The following is an 18,443-nucleotide window of genomic DNA, read 5'->3' as shown; positions in this document are numbered from 1 at the left end:
TAGTGGCGGCAACGGACGTGTCGGGAGAATTGAGTGGGAAAATCATACGGGTCGCAGTCCATGGCCGGACCGCTGAAACGCGTGCTTATGCGGTCCGCCGCCAGCGCCATGCGAGATGCCAGGGCGCAGGAGTGGCACTACGGCCCGGGCTTCGAGCCGGGAAGAGCCGCTGCCCAGCATGAGCGATTGACGCAGCTGGTTTCTGCCTCCGGCGCCGAGGTCGAATGGCTGACGGATGCCAACGACGGGCTGGCCGATTCGGTCTTCACCCATGATCCTTCGCTGATGACTGATCACGGCGCGATCATTCTTGCCATGGGCAAGGCGCTGCGCCGGACTGAGCCCGGCCTGCACGAAGCCGCCTACAAGCGCCTGGGCATTCCCATCCTCGGCCGCATCGATGATCCGGGCCAGGTGGAAGGCGGCGACTGCGTCTGGGTGGATGCGAACACGCTGGCCGTCGGCCGTGGCGTGCGCACCAACCAGGATGGCATCCAGCAGCTCGCCAACCTGCTGTCGCCAAAGGGTATTTCGGTTTTTGGCTTCGATCTGCCGCTCTGGCACGGCGAGGAAGCCTGCCTGCACCTGATGTCGGTGATCAGTCCGCTTGCCGACGATCTGGCACTGGTCTACGCGCCTCTGCTGCCGGCCGCCTTCTACCAGATGCTGAAGGGCCGCGGCATCACGCTGGTCGAAGGCGATGCCGAAGAGTTCTATGCCTCCAACGGGCTCAGCCTCAATGTGCTGCCGACGGCCCCGCGCCAGGTCATCGCCGTCGCCGGCTTCCCCAGGACCGCGGCTGCCATGCAGGCGGCTGGCTGCACGGTTTCCACCTTCGAGGCGGATGCGCTGTGCATCGCTTGCGAGGGTGGCCCGACCTGCCTGACGCGACCGGTGCTGCGCCAATGACCACCATTGGGACCACGACTGAGACCACCCCCGGGAACACCATAGGGACGACTGTCGGCGAGGCGCTCATTTCGCTGCTCGAAGCCCATGGCGTCGACACGGTCTTCGGCATTCCCGGCGTGCACACGGTGGAACTCTACCGGGGGCTTGCGCGCTCGAAGATCCGCCATGTCACGCCGCGTCACGAGCAGGGCGCCGGCTTCATGGCCGACGGCTATGCGCGCGCCAGCGGTAGGCCGGGCGTCGCCTTCGTCATCACCGGACCGGGGCTCACCAACACCATCACCGCCATGGGGCAGGCGCGTGCCGATTCGGTGCCGATGCTGGTGATCTCAGGCGTCAACGCAACGCCGACGCTCGGCAAGGGCCTGGGCCATCTGCATGAACTGCCCGACCAGCGCGGCATGATGGAGAAGGTGGCGCTGTCTTCGCTCAGGGTCACCGAGGCCAGTGAATTGCCTGGCGCATTGGCGCAGGCCTTCGCGCTGTTTTCATCGGCCCGGCCCGGTCCGGTCCATATCGAAATCCCGACCGACGTCATGGTCAAGCCGGCGGATGGCATCACCGCCATGCTGAGCAATGCAGCACCGCCCACGCCGTCCGGCGCGGCAATTGCCAGCGCGGCCAAACTCATCGCCGCCGCGCGCACTCCGTTGATCCTGGCCGGCGGCGGCGCCAAACGCGCCGAAGCGCCATTGCGGCGTCTGGCCGAACAGCTGGGCGCGCCGGTCGTCGAGACAGCCAATGCGCGCGGCCTCCTGCATGCCCATCCGCTTTGCGTGCCGGCCAGTCCAAGCCTCAAGGCAGTGCGGGCGCTGATGGCGCAAGCGGATCTGGTCATTGCCGCCGGCACCGAATTCGGCCCCACCGACTATGACGGCTACAGCGATGGCGGGTTCGTCCTGCCCGCCAATCTGATCCGCATCGATATCGGCGCGGACCAGCTGGCCCGCCGCCCGGCGACGATTTCGATTCAAGCCGATTGCGCCGAGGCGCTCGAAGCGCTGCTGCCGGAAATCAGCCATGTCCCGGCAAGCGAGGGCGGACCATCACGCGCCACCGCAGCACGAGAGGCGGCCTTTGCCGAGATCAGTTCGACGATGCAGTCGCAGGTGCGCGCCGTGGAAGTGATCCGCGACGCATTACCAGGCGCGCTCATCGTCGGCGATTCGACGCAGCCGATCTATGCCGCCAATCTCTACTACGACCATGATCGCCCCGGCGGCTGGTTCAATGCCGCCACCGGCTTCGGCGCGCTCGGCTACGGCCCGCCGGCGGCGATCGGAGCCGCCCTTGCCGTGCCCGATGCGCCGGTCGTCTGCCTCACGGGGGATGGCGGCTTCCAGTTCACGCTACCGGAATTGGGCGCAGCACTTGATGCCCAGGCACCGGTCATCTTCGTCGTCTGGAACAATCGCGGCTACCGCGAGATCGAAACCTCGATGCTCGATGTCGGCGTCGAGCCGGTCGGCGTGTCACCGGCGCCGCCGGATTTCTGCAAGCTGGCCGAAGCCTATGGCCTTGGCGCCGAACGGCTTGCCGATATCGACGCCTTGGCGGACGCGTTGAAACGCGCCCGGGCAACCGGACTGCCGCGCGTCATCGAAATCACTGTCGACTGAAGAGTGGCGGCGCAACGTGCTTCATGTGTCTCAGCCGGCATGGACCCGGCTGGCCGACAGGCTGATGCATGCAAAGACGCAACAACTGCCATGTCGAGATATCAGTTGAGTGATGGTGCGAAAGGCGCGACGCTCAGCGTCGGGCGGCGTAACAAGCGACACAATCAAAAAAATAACAGGAGCGGTCCAGGATGACGGAAACACTTGAAGGCAGGCACATTGTCGTGACCGGAGGCACCGGGGCGCTCGGTGGTGCGGTCGTCGGCAAACTGCTGAGTGAGGGCGCGATCTGCCATGTGCCCAATGCCCATGCCGCGGCGCCCGGGCATTTCCCCTTTGCCGAGCACGACCGCGTCAAGCTGGTGCACAATGTCGATCTCTCGGACTCCGCCAAGGTCGAGGCGTTCTACAGCCAGGTTCCAGGTCTGTGGGGCTCGATCCACCTGGCCGGCGGCTTCACCGCGGCACCGGTGGAAAAGATCGAGTCGGCATCCTTTGCCGAGATGATGGACACCAACGCACGCACCGCATTCCTGTGCTGCCGCGCGGCGGTGCGCTCGATGCTGGCGTCTGACATCGCGGGCCGCATCGTCAATGTCACGGCGCGCGCCGGGCTCGACCCGCGGCGCGGCAGCGGCATGGTTGCCTACGCCGCCAGCAAGGCCGCGGTAGCGGCGATGACGGTGGCGATGGCCGAGGAGTTGAAAGGTAAGGGCATCCTGGTCAATGCCGTGGCGCCATCGACGCTCGATACGCCGGCAAACCGCGCCGATATGCCGGATGCCGATGTCACCAGATGGGTCAGTCTCGAAGCGGCCGCCGAAGCCATCGCCTATCTCGCCTCGCCAGCCAATCAGGCGATGAGCGGAACGCTTGTGCCGCTCTACGGCAGGGCCTGAGCAGAAACCGTCGAAACAGGGCAGGTGGCTTCCGATCCGTCGGCGTTGCGGTAGCTGTAGAGCCGCAGCGGCGAGGAAGCATCCGTCGGACACTCCTTGAGCCATGACGGCGGGTGGCCCTCCATCAGCGCTGCCGCGAATGGATAGGTGTTTTCGAGTTCAAGCGACGGCGGGCCTCTCCACCCGCAAAGGGCGACATGTGTCGCCTTGGACGCATCGAGAAACGTGCGCGGGTCGGCGGTCGAGGGATCAAGGAAGCGATAGCTCCGTTCGATCCCTTGAGCCGACGGGTGATTGGGGATTGTCACCACCTTGGGACCTTCGGCAAGAGCAAGAAAATGCGCTCCGATCAACGGTGGCGTCAGAACGACGGCGCCTGCCGGCCAACCCTGTCGCGGCTCAATGTGCCTGAGATCGCAGCTGTCGGCGAACTCGGCGGCTGGAATGGCTGCCTGCGATGGTCTTGCCGACAACTGGTACAGCGCCATCGCCGCGGACAGAACCAGACCGGGTAGGATCAACGCGTATCTTGGCGACGCCACCGGCACGCGTGATTTCAAATAGCGCCCCAGTCCCGCATCCGGTGGCAGGAAACTCGCCAGCACGAAGGTCAGACCGATGCCGGAAAAAACCGGAAGATAGCGAAAGTAGCGGAAATAGCCGATCGCCAGCCCCAGCGAGAGCAGCGAGAACAGCGACAGGATGACCAGCGGCCGGCTTCGGCTCCGCGGATTGAGGCAGATGACTGCCGGGGCGAGCGCGCCGACGAACAGCAACGCCATGCTGGGAAAGCTGTCCGACAAAACGAAATCAGGGCGCCGGAACAGGCTCAGTTCCTGAGGGATCCTGTTGAGCATGTTGTCGCGTACATAGGCGTCGAGCGAAGCATAAGGGCCGGCCAGGCATTGCGGGAACAACACCACCAGCGCCGCCGCGCTGGCGGACGCGAACACCAGCAAGATCGCTATCCGCGTCGCCCATCCGCCGCGCCGGCCAACAAGCAACGGCACCATGGCAAATGAAAGCCCGGCCGCGACGAGTGCCGTCACATGCGGTGTCGAATAGGTGTCGCATCTGATGGCGGAATAGGCTGAAGGCGGCACGATCGTGGCGAACAGCCCGAGCACGCCCAGGGCCAATGCCAGCCCGAAGCCAGCGATCCTGTCGGCACCCCGTTCGCGGCCGAAGATCCAGTCAAAGGCATAGACCGCCATCACCAGCGCATAGAACGGTGCGAACTCGGCGCTGATGGCAAGCGCCAAGGCCGCCAGCAGCCCGTTGATGAAGGCAGCGAAGCGGTTCTGCGACAACATCAAGACCAGGGCCGCGAGCAGAAGCAGAATTTGCAGATTGTGGTAGTCGATCCGTCCCGGGGCATATTCGAAAAAGCTGCGCGCGGCAAAGATCAGAGCCAGCGGCAATGCAACGGCCGGGTTGGCAAAGCCCACTGCGATCACCAGCCGATTGTAGAAATAGAGCGCGGGCGCAAGCAGCAGCAGCGGCACGGCAAAGCTTGCCATCGTCAGCGCCGGCTCGAAGCCGGCAAACGGCATCAGCAGACGCGCAAAGGCGGCATAGGGCAGGTCCACGATCCATGGCCAATGCGAGACATAGGGCTCTGGCTGGGCAACACCGGGCAGCAACCGGTCGAAGATGTTGCCCGTCTCAAGCAAGGTGCGAACTTCATGCAGTTTGACCAGGTCGTCCACGTCGCCGTTGAGCTGGAAGCCTAGGGACCAGAGGACGGCCATCAAGATCGCCATTCCGCAAAAGCAGAACAAGGCCGGTGACCCGATGTAGAGACGCGGCAACCACGAAGAGCCCGTAGCGGGACAATCGTCGTCATTGCGCATGGAAAGCCTCTCCTCGGATTACTGGCAAATACCCGAGGAAGTTTATCTTACCGTAAAGAAAACCCCGCCGGATCGCTCCGGCGGGGTTTGAACTGACCACCGCGCAAGGCGGTGGGGGCAGATGACTTAGCTGCCCTGCTTCTTCAGCGCGGCACCCAGGATGTCGCCCAGCGAAGCGCCGGAGTCGGTCGAGCCGTACTGGGCGACCGCTTCCTTCTCTTCGGCGATTTCCAGCGCCTTGATCGAGACCTGCAGCTTGCGGGTCTTCTTGTCGAAGGCGATGACGCGAGCATCGACCTTCTGGCCGACGGTGAAGCGCTCGGGGCGCTGCTCGTCGCGGTCACGGCTCAGATCGGAACGCTTGATGAAGGTCTCGATGCCGCTGTCGACCAGCCGCACTTCCAGACCGCCATCCTTGACGCCGATGACCTCGCAGGTGACGACCGCGTTCTTGCGCAGTTCGCCTGAAGTCGCCGCTTCGCCGACCGTGTCCTTGGCCAGCTGCTTGATGCCGAGCGAGATGCGCTCCTTGTCGATGTCGACGTCGAGCACCTGCGCCTTGACCATGTCGCCGCGATTGTACTCTTCGATGACCTGCTCGCCCGGACGGGTCCAGTCGAGATCGGAGAGATGGACCATGCCGTCCACATCGCCTTCGAGGCCGATGAACAGGCCGAACTCGGTCTTGTTCTTGACCTCGCCCTCGACCTGGCTGCCGACCGGATGGCTGCTGGCGAAAGCCTGCCACGGATTCTCGAGCGTCTGCTTGAGGCCGAGCGAGATGCGGCGCTTGGCCGGATCGACTTCGAGCACCACCACGTCGACTTCCTGGGTCGTCGACAGGATCTTGCCGGGATGCACGTTCTTCTTCGTCCACGACATTTCCGAAACGTGGATGAGGCCTTCGATGCCCGGCTCCAGCTCGACGAACGCGCCGTAGTCGGTGATGTTGGTGACGGTACCCTTGATCTTCTTGCCGATCGGGAACTTGGTGCCGATCTCGGACCACGGATCGCTCTCGAGCTGCTTCATGCCGAGCGAGATGCGGTGGGTTTCCTGGTTGATGCGGATGATCTGCACCTTGACCGTCTGACCGATGTTGAGGATTTCGGTCGGATGGTTGACGCGGCGCCATGCCATGTCGGTGACATGCAGCAGGCCGTCGATGCCGCCGAGGTCGACGAACGCACCGTAGTCGGTGATGTTCTTGACGACGCCTTCGACAACCTGGCCTTCTTCGAGGTTCTGCACGATTTCCGAACGCTGTTCGGCGCGGCTCTCCTCGAGCACGGTGCGGCGCGACACCACGATGTTGCCGCGGCGGCGATCCATCTTGAGGATCTCGAAGGGCTGCGGGTTGTGCATCAGCGGCGAGACGTCGCGGATCGGGCGGATATCGACCTGGCTGCGCGGCAGGAAGGCCACGGCGCCGTCGAGGTCGACGGTGAAGCCGCCCTTGACCTGGTTGAAGATAACGCCTTCGACGCGCTCACCCTTGGTGAACTTCTCTTCGAGGCGGACCCAGCTCTCTTCGCGGCGGGCCTTTTCACGGCTGAGCATCGCTTCGCCAAGCGCGTTCTCGATGCGCTCGACATAGACTTCGACGGTGTCACCGACCTTGAGGGTGGTGTCCTTGCCCTTGACGCCGAATTCCTTCAGCGGCACGCGGCCTTCGACCTTGAGGCCGACGTCGATGATGGCCATGTCCTTTTCGATGGCCGTGATCGTGCCCTTGACGACCTGGCCTTCGCCGGAATGACCTGTGGTGAATGATTCTTCGAGCAGGCTCGCGAAATCATCGCGAGTGGGATTTGCAGCTGACATTGTTTCTCCTGGAATGCCCCGCTTCTGTCGCGGGACGGGCGCCGTGGGTTAGCGTTGCGTTGGCCTGCCGGCGTTCCGGGCTGCAAAAGCCCTGGGCCGCTCTTTAAGCGGCAATTCCGGCGCATGAAGAATGCTGGCAGGCTGGTTCCTGCCCGATATGGGTATTTTCTTCGCCTCCGACAACGGAAACGCGAGGGAAAAACCCGGCTCAGGCCTTGTTTCTCTTGGCCAGCACGTCGTCGATGACAGCTCTGGCTGCGAGAAACGCGGCTTCTATAGCCATTTCGCTGGTGTCAAGCAAGTGCGCGTCTGCCGCCGGCTTCAAGGGCGAGTCGGCGCGGCCCATGTCGCGCTCGTCACGGCGCACGATATCGGCGAGGATCTCGGTGAAATCGGCGGTACCGCCGATGCTTTCGATTTCGGCCAGTCGCCGCCGCGCCCGCACCTCGGCGCTCGCCGTCACATAGAGTTTTATGTCGGCATCGGGGCAGACGACGGTGCCGATGTCACGGCCATCGAGCACGGCGCCCGGCGGCGTCGTGGCGAATGCGCGCTGCTTTTCGACCAGGATGCGCCGCACGGTCGGGAAAACCGCGACCTTCGAGGCCGCCTCGCCAACCGCATGCGCCGACAGCACCGTCCGGTCGAGCTTCGCCAGATCGACTTGGCGCGCAGCGGTTTCGGCCGCCGAGACATTGTCGAGCGGCAGCGCGTGCTGGATCAGCGCATAAGCAACAGCCCGATAGGTGAGGCCGGTGTCGAGCAGGTTCAACCGGTAGTGGTCAGCGAGCCGCCGGGCGAGGGTGCCCTTGCCGGCGCCGGCGGGGCCGTCGATGGCGATGGTGAAAGGGCTACTCAACATTGCAGCTTTTGCTTCCTGCCACTTTTCCTCGAAAACACTGCCTTCAATTTCGACCGCTGTCATATCTGGTTGAACGGTAATTTCGTCGAGATCTGGAACAGGTGCGCCTTCTAGCCAAGCTGTCCCCCATTCCACCTTTGTTGCCCAGGATACCATTCCTATCACGGTGCCGTTGCGGCAATGAACTTCACGGCTGATGGAACGGTCATCCTCGACCTCGGTCCAGTAGTCGGTCGGCATGTCGGGGTGGCTGCTTGTCCAACGGCAATGAATATATTGCATTCGCTCTCTTCATCTGCCGGCCTACGCGACCGCGGCCACGAACTGGGGTTATTCTATCTCCGCGCCCAGACCCTTCATTAGCCCCATGAATTCCGGAAAACTGGTCGCGATCATCGCCTGGTCGTCGATGGTGACAGGCTTTTCGGTCGCCAGCCCCATGACCAGAAAGCTCATGGCGATGCGGTGGTCGAGATGGGTCTGCACCGTCGTGTCCTGGCCGTTAGGATGCCTGCCAAGGCCCTTGCCGCCCGGTTTGCCGCGCACGGCGAGCGAAGCCTCGCCCTCTGTGCAGTCGACGCCGTTGATCTTCAACCCGTTGGCGACGGCCGACAGCCGGTCGGATTCCTTCACCCGTAGCTCTTCGAGCCCCTGCATCAGCGTTTCGCCCTCGGCGAAGCTGGCGGCAACCGCAAGCACGGGATATTCGTCGATCATCGACGGCGCCCGCTCGGGCGGCACGGTGACGCCATTCAGTTCGGAATAACGCACGCGCAGGTCGGCGACATCCTCGCCGCCGGCGTTGCGCGGGTTGAGGATCTCGATCTTGCCGCCCATTTCCTGCAGCGTCAAAAGCAGGCCGGTGCGGGTCGGGTTCATCAGCACGTTTTCGATGACGATGTCGGAGCCCGGCACGATCAGTGCGGCCACCAGCGGGAAGCCGGCCGAGGACGGGTCGCCCGGCACCGCGATCGTCTGGCCGGTCAGCTTGCCCTGGCCTTCGATGAAGATGTGGCGCACGCCGCGCTCGTCGGTCTCGACCGACAGATTGGCGCCAAAGCCTTTCAGCATCTTTTCAGTGTGGTCGCGCGTCATGACAGGTTCGATGACGGTGGTGATGCCCGGCGTGTTGAGACCGGCCAGCAGCACCGCCGATTTCACTTGCGCCGAGGCCATGGGCACCCGGTAGGTGATCGGTGCGGCGTGCTTCGGCCCATGCAGCGTGATCGGCATGCGGTCGCCGGGCGTCGCCTTCAGCACCTGCACGCCCATCTGGCGCAAGGGTTCGAGCACGCGGCCCATCGGCCGGCCCGACAGCGACGCGTCGCCGATGAAGGTCGTTTCCATATCATAGGTGCCGACGAGGCCCATGGTCAGCCGCGAGCCGGTGCCGGCATTGCCGAAGTCGAGCGGGCCTTCCGGCTGCAGCAGCGCGCCATTGCCGGTGCCGCGGATCACCCACTCGGCGCCGCGCTTCTCGATATGCGCGCCCATTGCCTTCATCGCCGCACCGGTGCGCATCACGTCCTCGCCTTCGAGCAGGCCGGTGATGCGGGTCTCGCCGGAGGCGAGGCCCCCAAACATGAAGGAGCGGTGCGAGATCGACTTGTCGCCCGGCACGCGCGCCGTGCCGGCAAGGGCTGGTGATTTGCGGGCGGTGGCCGACTTTGGGGCGGCGGCGTGAGACATGGAATTTCCCTGGACGGAATGCCGGCGGGCCGGCGCTTTTCATTTGTTGCGGCGGTCTCGTATCACGGCGGGCCGAAATGGTCATCCCCCATGGTCGTCATCGACTCGAGGCCTTCCATTGCATGGTTTTGTGACGCCGGCTTTTCGCTTTGACAGCGCTGCAAACAGTGGTTAAGGGGACCACTCTTTTATTGACGAGGCTTGCCGTGGCAAAAACCGAACTTGGCATAAAGCGCATCGACCCGGAGACGGGCCGGAAATTCTACGACCTGAACAAGGACCCGATTGTCTCGCCCTACACCGGCAAGACCTATCCGCGTTCCTATTTCGAGGAAGGCAAGAGCGCCGTCATCGAGGAGGAAGAGGAAGTGGCCGAGAAGGAAGTGGACGCCGAGGACGAAGAGGGTGTTGAGGTCGTCTCGCTCGAAGAGGCCGACGAGGATACCAAGAGCGGCGACGATCTTCCCGACCTCGGCGACGACGAGGATGATGTCGATCTCGGCGACGACGAGGATGACACCTTCCTTGCCGACGAAGAGGAAGAAGACGACGACGTTGCCGACATGATCGGCGTCGGCGACGACGACGACGAGGTCTGATCGGCCACGAAAGCAGGCGTTTGCCAGCTTTCGTGGCCTGTGAAGAAAAAGCCGCTCTCGAAGGCTTGATATTGACGAAAGGCGGGGTTAGAAGCCGCCTGCACTAACGGCGCGGTCTCCAACCCACGCCGGATCTCTTCGCCGGAAACGGCGCCGGTTGACTGCCGGAAGTGGGGCCATAGCTCAGTTGGGAGAGCGCTTGAATGGCATTCAAGAGGTCGTCGGTTCGATTCCGATTGGCTCCACCAAGTTCTCTCTAGGCCGTTGATTTTCCTAGAAAGCCTTTGGTTTGAAGGCTCTATTCTACGAACGTGGTCCACATTGGCGGTACACACGCAGGGAAGTCCGTGCCTTGTCGGGCGTCACATCTCCTACTTCGCAGGAATGTCTATTGGTTTCGGTTGCGCGTCCCGGCTCTGACACCAAGCTTGGCCAGATAGGCCGGCGTTCGGGAGTTCGTCGAACTCCTTCAAAAGCTGCCGAGCGATGCGACGAGGCACTTTCCTGAAGCACCATCTTCGAAGCCGTTCAACTGACTACTGAATGCGATGGATTTGGGATGAAACCTTGCCCCGTCGAGCAGGCAGACCAATCGAGCAGCCGCGAGCGGGTATGGAGTGCGTTCGATTTCCTTCCCGCACGCGCTCGTTTCGAGTAAAGCTATGACTGGGCGCCTTCCGATCGCGCGGGGACGGCGCTGTTAGGGTGGCGGCGAGACCGTGATCGGCTTTGATTGCAGCGTTTGCCATCTAGGATTGCGTGCTTCGAGGCTTGAACATGGAACACAGGCTCGCGGCGGTGCTGGCAGCCGACATGGCTGGATTCTCTCGGCTCATGGAAGCCGACGAGAGGGGCACCCTTGCGCGGCTCAAAACGCACCGGATCGAACTCATTGATCCGGCAATCGCTAAGAACCAGGGCCACATCATCAAAACCACCGGTGACGGCATGCTGGTCGAGTTCCAGAGCGTGGCAGATGCCGTGCGCTGCGCGGCGGAGGTGCAGATCCGCATGCGCCGCCGCAACGCCGACGTACCGGATGCCGGACGCATTCAGTTTCGGATCGGCATCAATCTCGGCGACATCATCTTCGATGAGGGCGACATTTATGGCGACGGCGTGAATGTCGCCGCCCGTCTGGAGCAGATGGCCGAAGTCGGCGGGGTGTGCGTCACCCAGGCCGTGTACGAACAGGTCTTCGATCGGCTCGAAATCAGGTTCGAGGACCTCGGCGAGAAGGCCCTGAAGAACATCTCCCGTCCGATACGGGTCTGGCGCGCGGTGCTTGACGATGCAGCCGATCCGCGAGCGGGGGACGGCTCGGCCCGGCACAGCGTGGTGAAGCCGTCGATTGCGGTCCTGCCATTCGCCAACATGAGCGGCGAATCCGAACAGGAATTTTTCGTTGATGGTCTGACCGAGGATATCATCACGGAACTTTCGCGGCGGCACGAGCTGTTCGTCATCTCGCGCAACTCCACCTTCGTCTACAAAGGGCAGTCGGTAAACCTCCGTGAAATCGCCCGGAAGCTGGGCGCGCAATACCTGGTGGAGGGTAGCGTCCGAAAATCGGGCGGTCAGCTCAGGGTGACGGCGCAGCTGATCGATACTGCCACGGATACGCACATCTGGGCCGAGCGATACGACCGCAAGCTCGACGATGTCTTCGCCATTCAGGACGAGCTGACCGCAGCGATCGTGGCCACGCTGCCAGGCCGCGTCGAAGCCGCGCAGCAGGATGTCGTGGCGCGCAAAACACCTGCCAACATGGCGGCATACGAATGCGTGCTCGCGGCCAAGGTCCGCCACCATCGCAGCAGTCGAGCCGAGAATGAGGAGGCGCTGAAGCTGGTGACACGAGCGCTGGAACTCGATCCCGAATACGCGCATGCCCATGCCTGGCGGGGCTGCATCCTGGGGCAAGCTTGGGGCTACGGCTGGTGCGCCGATAAGGACGCCGCTTTCGACGAAGTCGTCCGTGAGCTTGAGTTGGCGCAGGCACTGGACAGCAACGATGCGGACGTCCAACGGATATTGGCGGCCATCAGCATCAGCCGCAATGATCTGACGAAGGCTCGGCACCACCAGGAGCGGGCTCTCGCACTCAATCCAAACTACGATCTTGTCGTGGTCCAGCACGGCGAGCTTTTGACTTGGCTCGGTCACCCCAAGGAAGGGGCCGACTGGATTCGCAAGGCGATGCGGTTGAACCCTCATCACCCAGAACGCTTCTGGAGCCATCTTGGGAAAGCTCACTTTACAGCCCACGAATATCCCGAAGCAATCGAGGCCTTCATGCATCTGTCGAAGATGGATGCCAACCAACACGCTTTTGTCGCGGCGGCCTATCACTGGCTGGGCGATCGGACCGCTGCGTCCGCTCACCGCGCTCAAATAGACAAGGTCGATCCGGAATTTACGATTGATGCGTTGGTCTCTACCCTGCACTACGAGAACGAGGCGGATCTTCATCACCTGGTTGATGGACTGAAGTCATCCGAAGCGGCGCAGGTGAAAGCATAGCCATCACCACTCGGCGAAGGAGCCATCCTTGTGGCGCCAAATTGGGTTGCGCCAGCGGTGGCCTTCCTTGGCGCGCTCCTTGACGTAGTCCTCGTCGATCTCGACGCCGAGGCCGGGACCATCGGGAATGGCGACATAACCATCCTGGTAGCGGAAGACATCCTTGTTGGCGGCATAGTCGAGCAGGTCGTTGGCGGCGTTGTAGTGGATGCCGAGGCTCTGCTCCTGGATGAAGCAGTTGTAGCTGACCGCATCGAGCTGCAGGCAGGCGGCAAGCGCGATCGGCCCGAGCGGACAGTGCGGCGCCACCGCGACATCATAGGCCTCGGCCATGGCCGCGATCTTGCGGCATTCGGTGATGCCGCCGGCATGCGATAAGTCAGGTTGGATGATGTCGACGACGCCTTCCTCGAACACCGACTTGAAGTCCCAGCGGCTGTAGAGCCGCTCACCCAAAGCAATCGGCGTCGAGCCAAGGGCGGCAATTTCCTTCAGCGCCTCGCGGTTTTCGCTCAGCACCGGCTCCTCGATGAACATCAGCCTGTAGGGCTCGAGCTCCTTGACCAGGATGCGCGCCATCGGCCGGTGCACGCGGCCGTGGAAATCGACGGCGATGCCGATGTTGGGGCCGACGGCCTCGCGCACCATGGCGACCCGCTCGACCGCGGCATCTATCCTGTCGTGGCTGTCGACGATCTGCAGTTCCTCGGTGCCGTTCATCTTGAGCGCCAGGAAGCCGCGCGCCACCACTTCCCGGGCGCCCGCGGCGACTTCGGCCGGCCGATCGCCGCCGATCCAGGAATAGACCTTGATACTGTCACGCAACTTGCCGCCGAGCAGTTCATGCACGGGCACGCCGAGCGCCTTGCCCTTGATGTCCCACAGCGCCTGGTCGATACCGGCAATGGCGCTCATCAGGATCGGTCCGCCACGGTAGAAGCCGCCGCGATGCATCACCGTCCAGTGGTCCTCGATCAGGCGCGGGTCCTTGCCGATGAGATAATCGCCAAGTTCCTTGACCGCCGCTTCGACGGTCAAAGCCCGGCCTTCGACGACCGGTTCGCCCCAGCCGGTGACGCCGGCATCGGTCTCGATCTTCAGGAACAGCCAGCGCGGTGGAACGATGTAGGTGGTGAGCGAGATGATTTTCATGCGCTGTCTCAGTTGTTCTTGAGTTTCTTGGCGCTGACGAGGTCGCGCGCCGCAAGGTCGAGGATCTTGTTTGCCGCGCCGCGCGCCGCCTCGGCGTCGCGCATGCGCAGCGCCTCGACCACCTCGCGATGTGCCGCCACCGCTTCCAGACGCCGCTCGAGCGAAATCGTCGCCGTCGCTTCCAGCGAGAATTTGAGCCCCGTGTCGATCAGATTGCCGATCTGGCGGAAGATCGGGTTGTGGCTCGCGGCATAGACGATCTGGTGGAAAGCGATGTCGCTGCGCGAGAAAGCGGCGCGATCCTCGCCGGCGCCTGCCATGCCCCGCCATGCCGCTTCGAGATCGGCGATCTCCTGCAGTGTCGCGCGCGTCGCGGCAAGCTCGGCGACCAGCGGTTCGATGGCCCGGCGCGTTTCCAGGATGGCGTCGAAGAGCTTGTCGTCCAGCGCGTGCGGCGCGTGCCAGGCCAGCACCTGCGGGTCGATGATGTTCCAGTCGTCCTCGTTGCAGACGACGGTGCCGACGCGCGGCCGCGACAACACCAGCCCCTTGGCGGCCAGCACCTTCAGCGCCTCGCGGATGACGGTGCGGCTGACACCGTACTCGACGCCAAGTTCGTTTTCGGTCGGCAAGGAGGATCTGGCCGGGTAGCGGCCGGAAAAGATGTCCGAGGCCATCGCCTTGGTCACATCGGGCATGACGCGCGGGCGACGCGTGGTCGCACCCTCCGGGGCTTTCTTCGAAATTTCGGTCACCTTAGCCCTCCTCCAAGGCGGCGAACCTGCTAGTTCGCGCAACCGGCCCGGCATTAGCGGATGCAAACGAGTTGCGCCAGCGATCGTTGGTCAGAGCATGTACCTTAATTATCATACCAGATCAATTGACGAGTATGATAAAAGCGAATAGAAACGCCGACACCCGGGCTGAGCGCCCGGCCTATCGCTGGGAGGTAATCATGCGACTTTTGAAGACCGCGCTCGTCGCGGGCGCTCTTGCCGTGCTGTCCGTCACGACGATCGCTTCTGCCTATGCTCAGGACACCAAGATCGGTTTCATCGTCAAACAGCCCGAGGAACCGTGGTTCCAGGACGAATGGAAGTTCGCCGACCAGGCCGCCAAGGAAAAGGGCTTCACCCTCGTCAAGATCGGCGCCGAGGACGGTGAGAAGCTGATGTCGGCGATCGACAATCTCGGCGCCCAGGGCGCCCAGGGCTTCATCGTCTGCACGCCGGATGTGAAGCTCGGACCCGGCATCGTCGCCAAGGCCGCCGCCAACAATCTCAAGCTGATGACCGTCGACGACCGTCTGGTCGGTGCCGACGGCAAGGCGCTGGAAGACGTGCCGCATATGGGCATCTCGGCCACCAAGATCGGCGAGGCCGTCGGCCAGGCGATCGTCGATGAAATGAAGGCGCGTGGCTGGAAGGCCGACGAGGTTGGCGCCATCCGCGTCTCCTATGATCAGCTGCCGACGGCGGTCGATCGTGTCGAAGGCGCCATCTCGGTGCTGAAGGCGAACGGCTTCAAGGCCGGGAACATCTTAGACGCGCCGCAGGCCAAGACCGACACGGAAGCCGCGCTGAATGCCGCGACGGTCGTGCTCAATGCCCATGCCGACATCAAGGAATGGGTCTCCTTCGGCCTCAACGACGAAGCCGTGCTGGGCGCTGTGCGCGCCTCAGAAAGCGTCGGCATCCCGGCGGACGGCATGATCGGCGTCGGCATCGGCGGCGCGGATTCGGCGATCAACGAGTTCAAGAAGCCGGCCGCCACTGGCTTTGTCGGCACCGTGATCATCTCGCCGAAGCGCCATGGCTATGAGACGGCGCTCAACATGTATGACTGGGTTGCCAACAACAAGGAGCCGGAGAAGCTGATCCTGACCTCCGGCGCACTGGCCAAGCGCGACGACTATCAGAAGGTCCGCCAGGGCCTCGGCATCGAATAATCCTCCCTGTACAAACAGGCGGCGGCTCATCCCGCCGCCTGTTTGTCATGGCACAACAAGGATCGACGCCCGTGTCCTTTCTCGACTTTTCGCGCATCACCAAGACCTATCCGGGCGTCAAGGCACTGTCGGACGTCTCGTTCGGCGTCGACAAGGGCGCCGTGCACGGCCTGATGGGCGAGAACGGCGCGGGCAAATCCACCCTGATCAAGATCCTGTCCGGCGACCAGCTTGCCGACGCGGGTGAGATAAGCATCGAAGGCAAGGTCCAGGCCTATGCCTCGACCCGGGATGCCTTCGACAATGGCGTCATCGTCATTCACCAGGAGCTGCAGCTCGTTCCCGAGCTCACCGTTGCCGAAAACCTCAGCCTCGGCCGCTTTCCCGCCAGCGCCGGCATCATCGCGCGCGCCAGGATGCTGGACGACGTCGGCGCCAAGCTGAAATCGGCCGGCATCGACATCGACATGCGCCGCAAGGTCAAGACGCTGTCCATTGGCGAACGCCAGATGGTCGAGATCGCCAAGGCGATCATGCTCGACGCGCGCGTCATCGCACTGGACGAGCCGACCTCGTCGCTGTCGTCGCGCGAAAGCGAAATCCTGTTTGCTCTGATCGATCGGCTGCGCGGCGAGGGCAAGGTCATCATCTACGTATCGCACCGATTGGATGAGGTGTTCCGGCTCTGCGACAGCCTGACCGTGCTGCGCGACGGCAAGCTGGCGGCGCACCACATTTCGCTCAAGGACGTCACCCGCGACCAGGTCGTCGCCGAAATGGTCGGCCGCGAGATTTCGGACATTTGGGGTTTTCGCCCCCGCAAGGCAGGCGATATCAGACTGAAGATCGAGGCCCTGTCAGGAGCAAAGCTGAGGACGCCGGCCAACTTCGAGGCCCGCGCCGGCGAAATCGTCGGCTTCTTTGGCCTGATCGGCGCCGGGCGCTCGGAACTGATGCGGTTGGTCTTTGGCGCCGATCCGCGCTCGGGCGGCGCCATCACAGTCGACGGCAAGGGGATCCACGCCACCGATCCGCATGGCGCGATCCGGGCCGGCGTCGTGCTGTGCTCGGAAGACCGCAAGCATGACGGCATCATCCAGGGCCGCTCGATCGAGGAGAACATCAATATCTCGTCGCGCCGCCATCACACACGCTTTGGCGTCTTGAACCGCGCCAGCGAGATCGCGACCGCCGAAACCTTCATCAAGAAGCTCAAGGTGCGCACGCCGTCGCGCAAGCAGGACATCATCAACCTCTCCGGCGGCAACCAGCAGAAGGTCATCCTTGGCCGCTGGCTGTCCGAGCAGGGCGTGCGGGTTCTCATCGTCGACGAGCCGACGCGCGGCATCGATGTCGGCGCCAAATCGGAAATCTACGAACTGCTCTACCAGCTTGCCGAAGACGGCATGGCGATCGTTGTCGTCTCGTCCGAACTGCCGGAAGTGATGGGCATCTGCGACCGCATCCTGGTGATGTGCGGCGGCCGCATCAGCGCTGAACTTAACCGCAACCAGTTCGCCGAGAAGGCGATCCTGGCCGCAGCACTTCCCGACAAGAAAACCCCCGACGCGATCGCATCCTGAGGACCCCTGCCATGACCGATCGGTTGAAGAAGATCCTGCTCGGCGAACAGGGCCTCGTCGTCATTTTCGTCGTTGCCTTCGCGCTGGTGTCGGCTCTGGTGCCGAACTTCCTCACCGACCGCAACATGCTCGGCCTGCTGCAGTCGGTGGTCACTGTCGGCATCGTCGCCTGCACCATGATGTTCTGCCTCGCGGCGCGCGACTTCGACCTGTCGGTCGGCTCCATCGTCGCCTTTGCCGGCATGGTCGCGGTGATGGCGTCGAACGCCACCGGTTCGATCCTGCTTGGCCTTCTGGCGGCAATTGCTTGCGGCGCCTTCGTCGGCTTCATCAACGGCGTCGTCATCGCCAAATTCCGCATCAACGCGCTGATCACCACGCTGGCCACCATGCAGATCGTGCGCGGCCTTGCGCTGATCGCGTCCGACGGTCGCGCCGTTGGCATCAACAGCCCGGACTTCTACCAGCTGGCGCTGTCGAAACTGCTTGGCATACCGACGCCGATCTGGGTGCTGGCCGTTCTCTTCGGCATCTTCGGCTTCGTCCTCAACCGCACCGTCTTCGGCAAGAACACGCTGGCCATCGGCGGCAATCCGGAGGCCTCGCGGCTGGCCGGCGTCAATGTCGACCGGACGCGCATCTGGATCTTTACGCTCCAGGGCGTCGTCTGCGGCATCGCCGGCATCCTGCTCGCGTCACGCATCACCTCCGGCCAGCCCAACGCCGCGGTCGGGCTGGAGCTTTCGGTCATCTCGGCCTGCGTGCTCGGCGGCGTCTCGCTCGCCGGCGGCCGCGCCACTATGTCGGGCGTCATCGTCGGCGTGCTGATCATGGGCATCGCCGAAAACGCCATGAACCTGCTCAACATCCCGGCCTTCTACCAGTACATCGTGCGCGGCGTTATCTTGCTCCTGGCGGTGCTGCTCGACAATCTGCGCTCGTCGGCATTGGGCCGGCGTTGACCGTCTTCGACTGGAGCA

14 protein-coding genes, 1 tRNA gene and 1 pseudogene are annotated in these 18,443 nt (G+C 63.4%); 9 read left to right on the top strand and 7 right to left on the bottom strand.

The genetic code is table 11. The features are described 5' to 3' along the window. Positions 1–60: 60 nt before the first annotated feature. The 3 genes from CGZ66_RS07135 to CGZ66_RS07125 all read left to right on the top strand — a co-directional run bounded on the left by CGZ66_RS07135 (position 61) and on the right by CGZ66_RS07125 (position 3,430). The gene (locus CGZ66_RS07135) at positions 61–909 is read left to right on the top strand and encodes a dimethylarginine dimethylaminohydrolase family protein (protein ID WP_095082934.1); all 849 of its coding nucleotides are present in this window, start codon (positions 61–63) and stop codon (positions 907–909) included. Next, a complete protein-coding gene (locus CGZ66_RS07130; protein WP_095082932.1) occupies positions 906–2,531 on the top strand; it encodes a 5-guanidino-2-oxopentanoate decarboxylase in 1,626 nt (541 codons plus the stop codon). The genes CGZ66_RS07135 and CGZ66_RS07130 overlap by 4 nt, the downstream gene beginning before the upstream one ends. Before the next feature lie 191 nt (positions 2,532–2,722). Beyond that, complete coding sequence (locus CGZ66_RS07125) at positions 2,723–3,430, top strand: SDR family NAD(P)-dependent oxidoreductase (protein ID WP_095082930.1); 708 nt, start codon at positions 2,723–2,725, stop codon at positions 3,428–3,430. Here the strand turns inward: CGZ66_RS07125 and CGZ66_RS07120 are convergent. The 5 genes and pseudogenes from CGZ66_RS07120 to aroA all read right to left on the bottom strand — a co-directional run bounded on the left by CGZ66_RS07120 (position 3,415) and on the right by aroA (position 9,658). Further along, positions 3,415–5,181, bottom strand: a complete 1,767-nt coding sequence (locus CGZ66_RS07120) for a hypothetical protein (RefSeq protein WP_245331036.1) — start codon at positions 5,179–5,181, stop codon at positions 3,415–3,417. The two genes, CGZ66_RS07125 and CGZ66_RS07120, sit on opposite strands and share 16 nt — an antisense overlap. Before the next feature lie 228 nt (positions 5,182–5,409). Further along, positions 5,410–7,107 carry a 30S ribosomal protein S1 gene (gene rpsA / locus CGZ66_RS07115; protein ID WP_013528183.1) on the bottom strand — a complete coding sequence of 566 codons (1,698 nt, stop codon included), beginning with the start codon at positions 7,105–7,107 and terminating at the stop codon, positions 5,410–5,412. 208 nt (positions 7,108–7,315) lie between these two features. After that, complete coding sequence (gene cmk, locus CGZ66_RS07110; RefSeq protein WP_095084305.1) at positions 7,316–7,966, bottom strand: (d)CMP kinase; 651 nt, start codon at positions 7,964–7,966, stop codon at positions 7,316–7,318. Between the two features lie 24 nt (positions 7,967–7,990). After that, positions 7,991–8,251 (bottom strand): annotated as a pseudogene (locus CGZ66_RS41690) (DUF6881 domain-containing protein); the annotation flags it as partial. A 48-nt stretch (positions 8,252–8,299) separates the two neighbouring features. After that, positions 8,300–9,658 carry a 3-phosphoshikimate 1-carboxyvinyltransferase gene (aroA, locus tag CGZ66_RS07105; RefSeq protein ID WP_095082926.1) on the bottom strand — a complete coding sequence of 453 codons (1,359 nt, stop codon included), beginning with the start codon at positions 9,656–9,658 and terminating at the stop codon, positions 8,300–8,302. Positions 9,659–9,864: 206 nt separating this feature from the next. Here aroA and CGZ66_RS07100 point away from each other — a divergent pair, with 206 nt between their 5' ends. The 3 genes from CGZ66_RS07100 (at position 9,865) to CGZ66_RS07090 (ending at position 12,780) form a co-directional block, all read left to right on the top strand. Continuing rightward, the gene (locus tag CGZ66_RS07100; protein ID WP_095082924.1) at positions 9,865–10,257 is read left to right on the top strand and encodes a TIGR02300 family protein; all 393 of its coding nucleotides are present in this window, start codon (positions 9,865–9,867) and stop codon (positions 10,255–10,257) included. Positions 10,258–10,429: 172 nt separating this feature from the next. Then, positions 10,430–10,505, top strand: a tRNA-Ala gene (locus CGZ66_RS07095). 529 nt (positions 10,506–11,034) lie between these two features. After that, positions 11,035–12,780, top strand: a complete 1,746-nt coding sequence (locus CGZ66_RS07090; protein ID WP_095082922.1) for an adenylate/guanylate cyclase domain-containing protein — start codon at positions 11,035–11,037, stop codon at positions 12,778–12,780. A 3-nt stretch (positions 12,781–12,783) separates the two neighbouring features. Here the strand turns inward: CGZ66_RS07090 and dgoD are convergent, their stop codons facing one another. Continuing rightward, a complete protein-coding gene (gene dgoD, locus CGZ66_RS07085; protein WP_095082920.1) occupies positions 12,784–13,932 on the bottom strand; it encodes a galactonate dehydratase in 1,149 nt (382 codons plus the stop codon). Positions 13,933–13,940: 8 nt separating this feature from the next. Continuing rightward, positions 13,941–14,630, bottom strand: coding sequence for a FadR/GntR family transcriptional regulator (locus CGZ66_RS07080; protein ID WP_245331079.1), 690 nt, complete (start codon positions 14,628–14,630; stop codon positions 13,941–13,943). A 257-nt stretch (positions 14,631–14,887) separates the two neighbouring features. Here CGZ66_RS07080 and CGZ66_RS07075 point away from each other — a divergent pair, with 257 nt between their 5' ends. The 3 genes from CGZ66_RS07075 (at position 14,888) to araH (ending at position 18,425) form a co-directional block, all read left to right on the top strand. After that, a complete protein-coding gene (locus CGZ66_RS07075) occupies positions 14,888–15,880 on the top strand; it encodes an arabinose ABC transporter substrate-binding protein (protein WP_095084304.1) in 993 nt (330 codons plus the stop codon). A gap of 71 nt (positions 15,881–15,951) precedes the next feature. Then, positions 15,952–17,463, top strand: coding sequence for an L-arabinose ABC transporter ATP-binding protein AraG (gene araG, locus CGZ66_RS07070; RefSeq protein ID WP_095084303.1), 1,512 nt, complete (start codon positions 15,952–15,954; stop codon positions 17,461–17,463). An 11-nt stretch (positions 17,464–17,474) separates the two neighbouring features. Further along, the gene (gene araH / locus CGZ66_RS07065) at positions 17,475–18,425 is read left to right on the top strand and encodes an L-arabinose ABC transporter permease AraH (protein WP_095082916.1); all 951 of its coding nucleotides are present in this window, start codon (positions 17,475–17,477) and stop codon (positions 18,423–18,425) included. The last annotated feature ends 18 nt before the right edge of the window (positions 18,426–18,443 follow it).

This window comes from Mesorhizobium sophorae (assembly GCF_002270415.1).
Lineage (GTDB): Bacteria > Pseudomonadota > Alphaproteobacteria > Rhizobiales > Rhizobiaceae > Mesorhizobium > Mesorhizobium sophorae.
The sequence above is the reverse complement of the archived record's forward strand: the minus strand, read 5'-3'. Positions and strand labels throughout refer to the sequence as shown.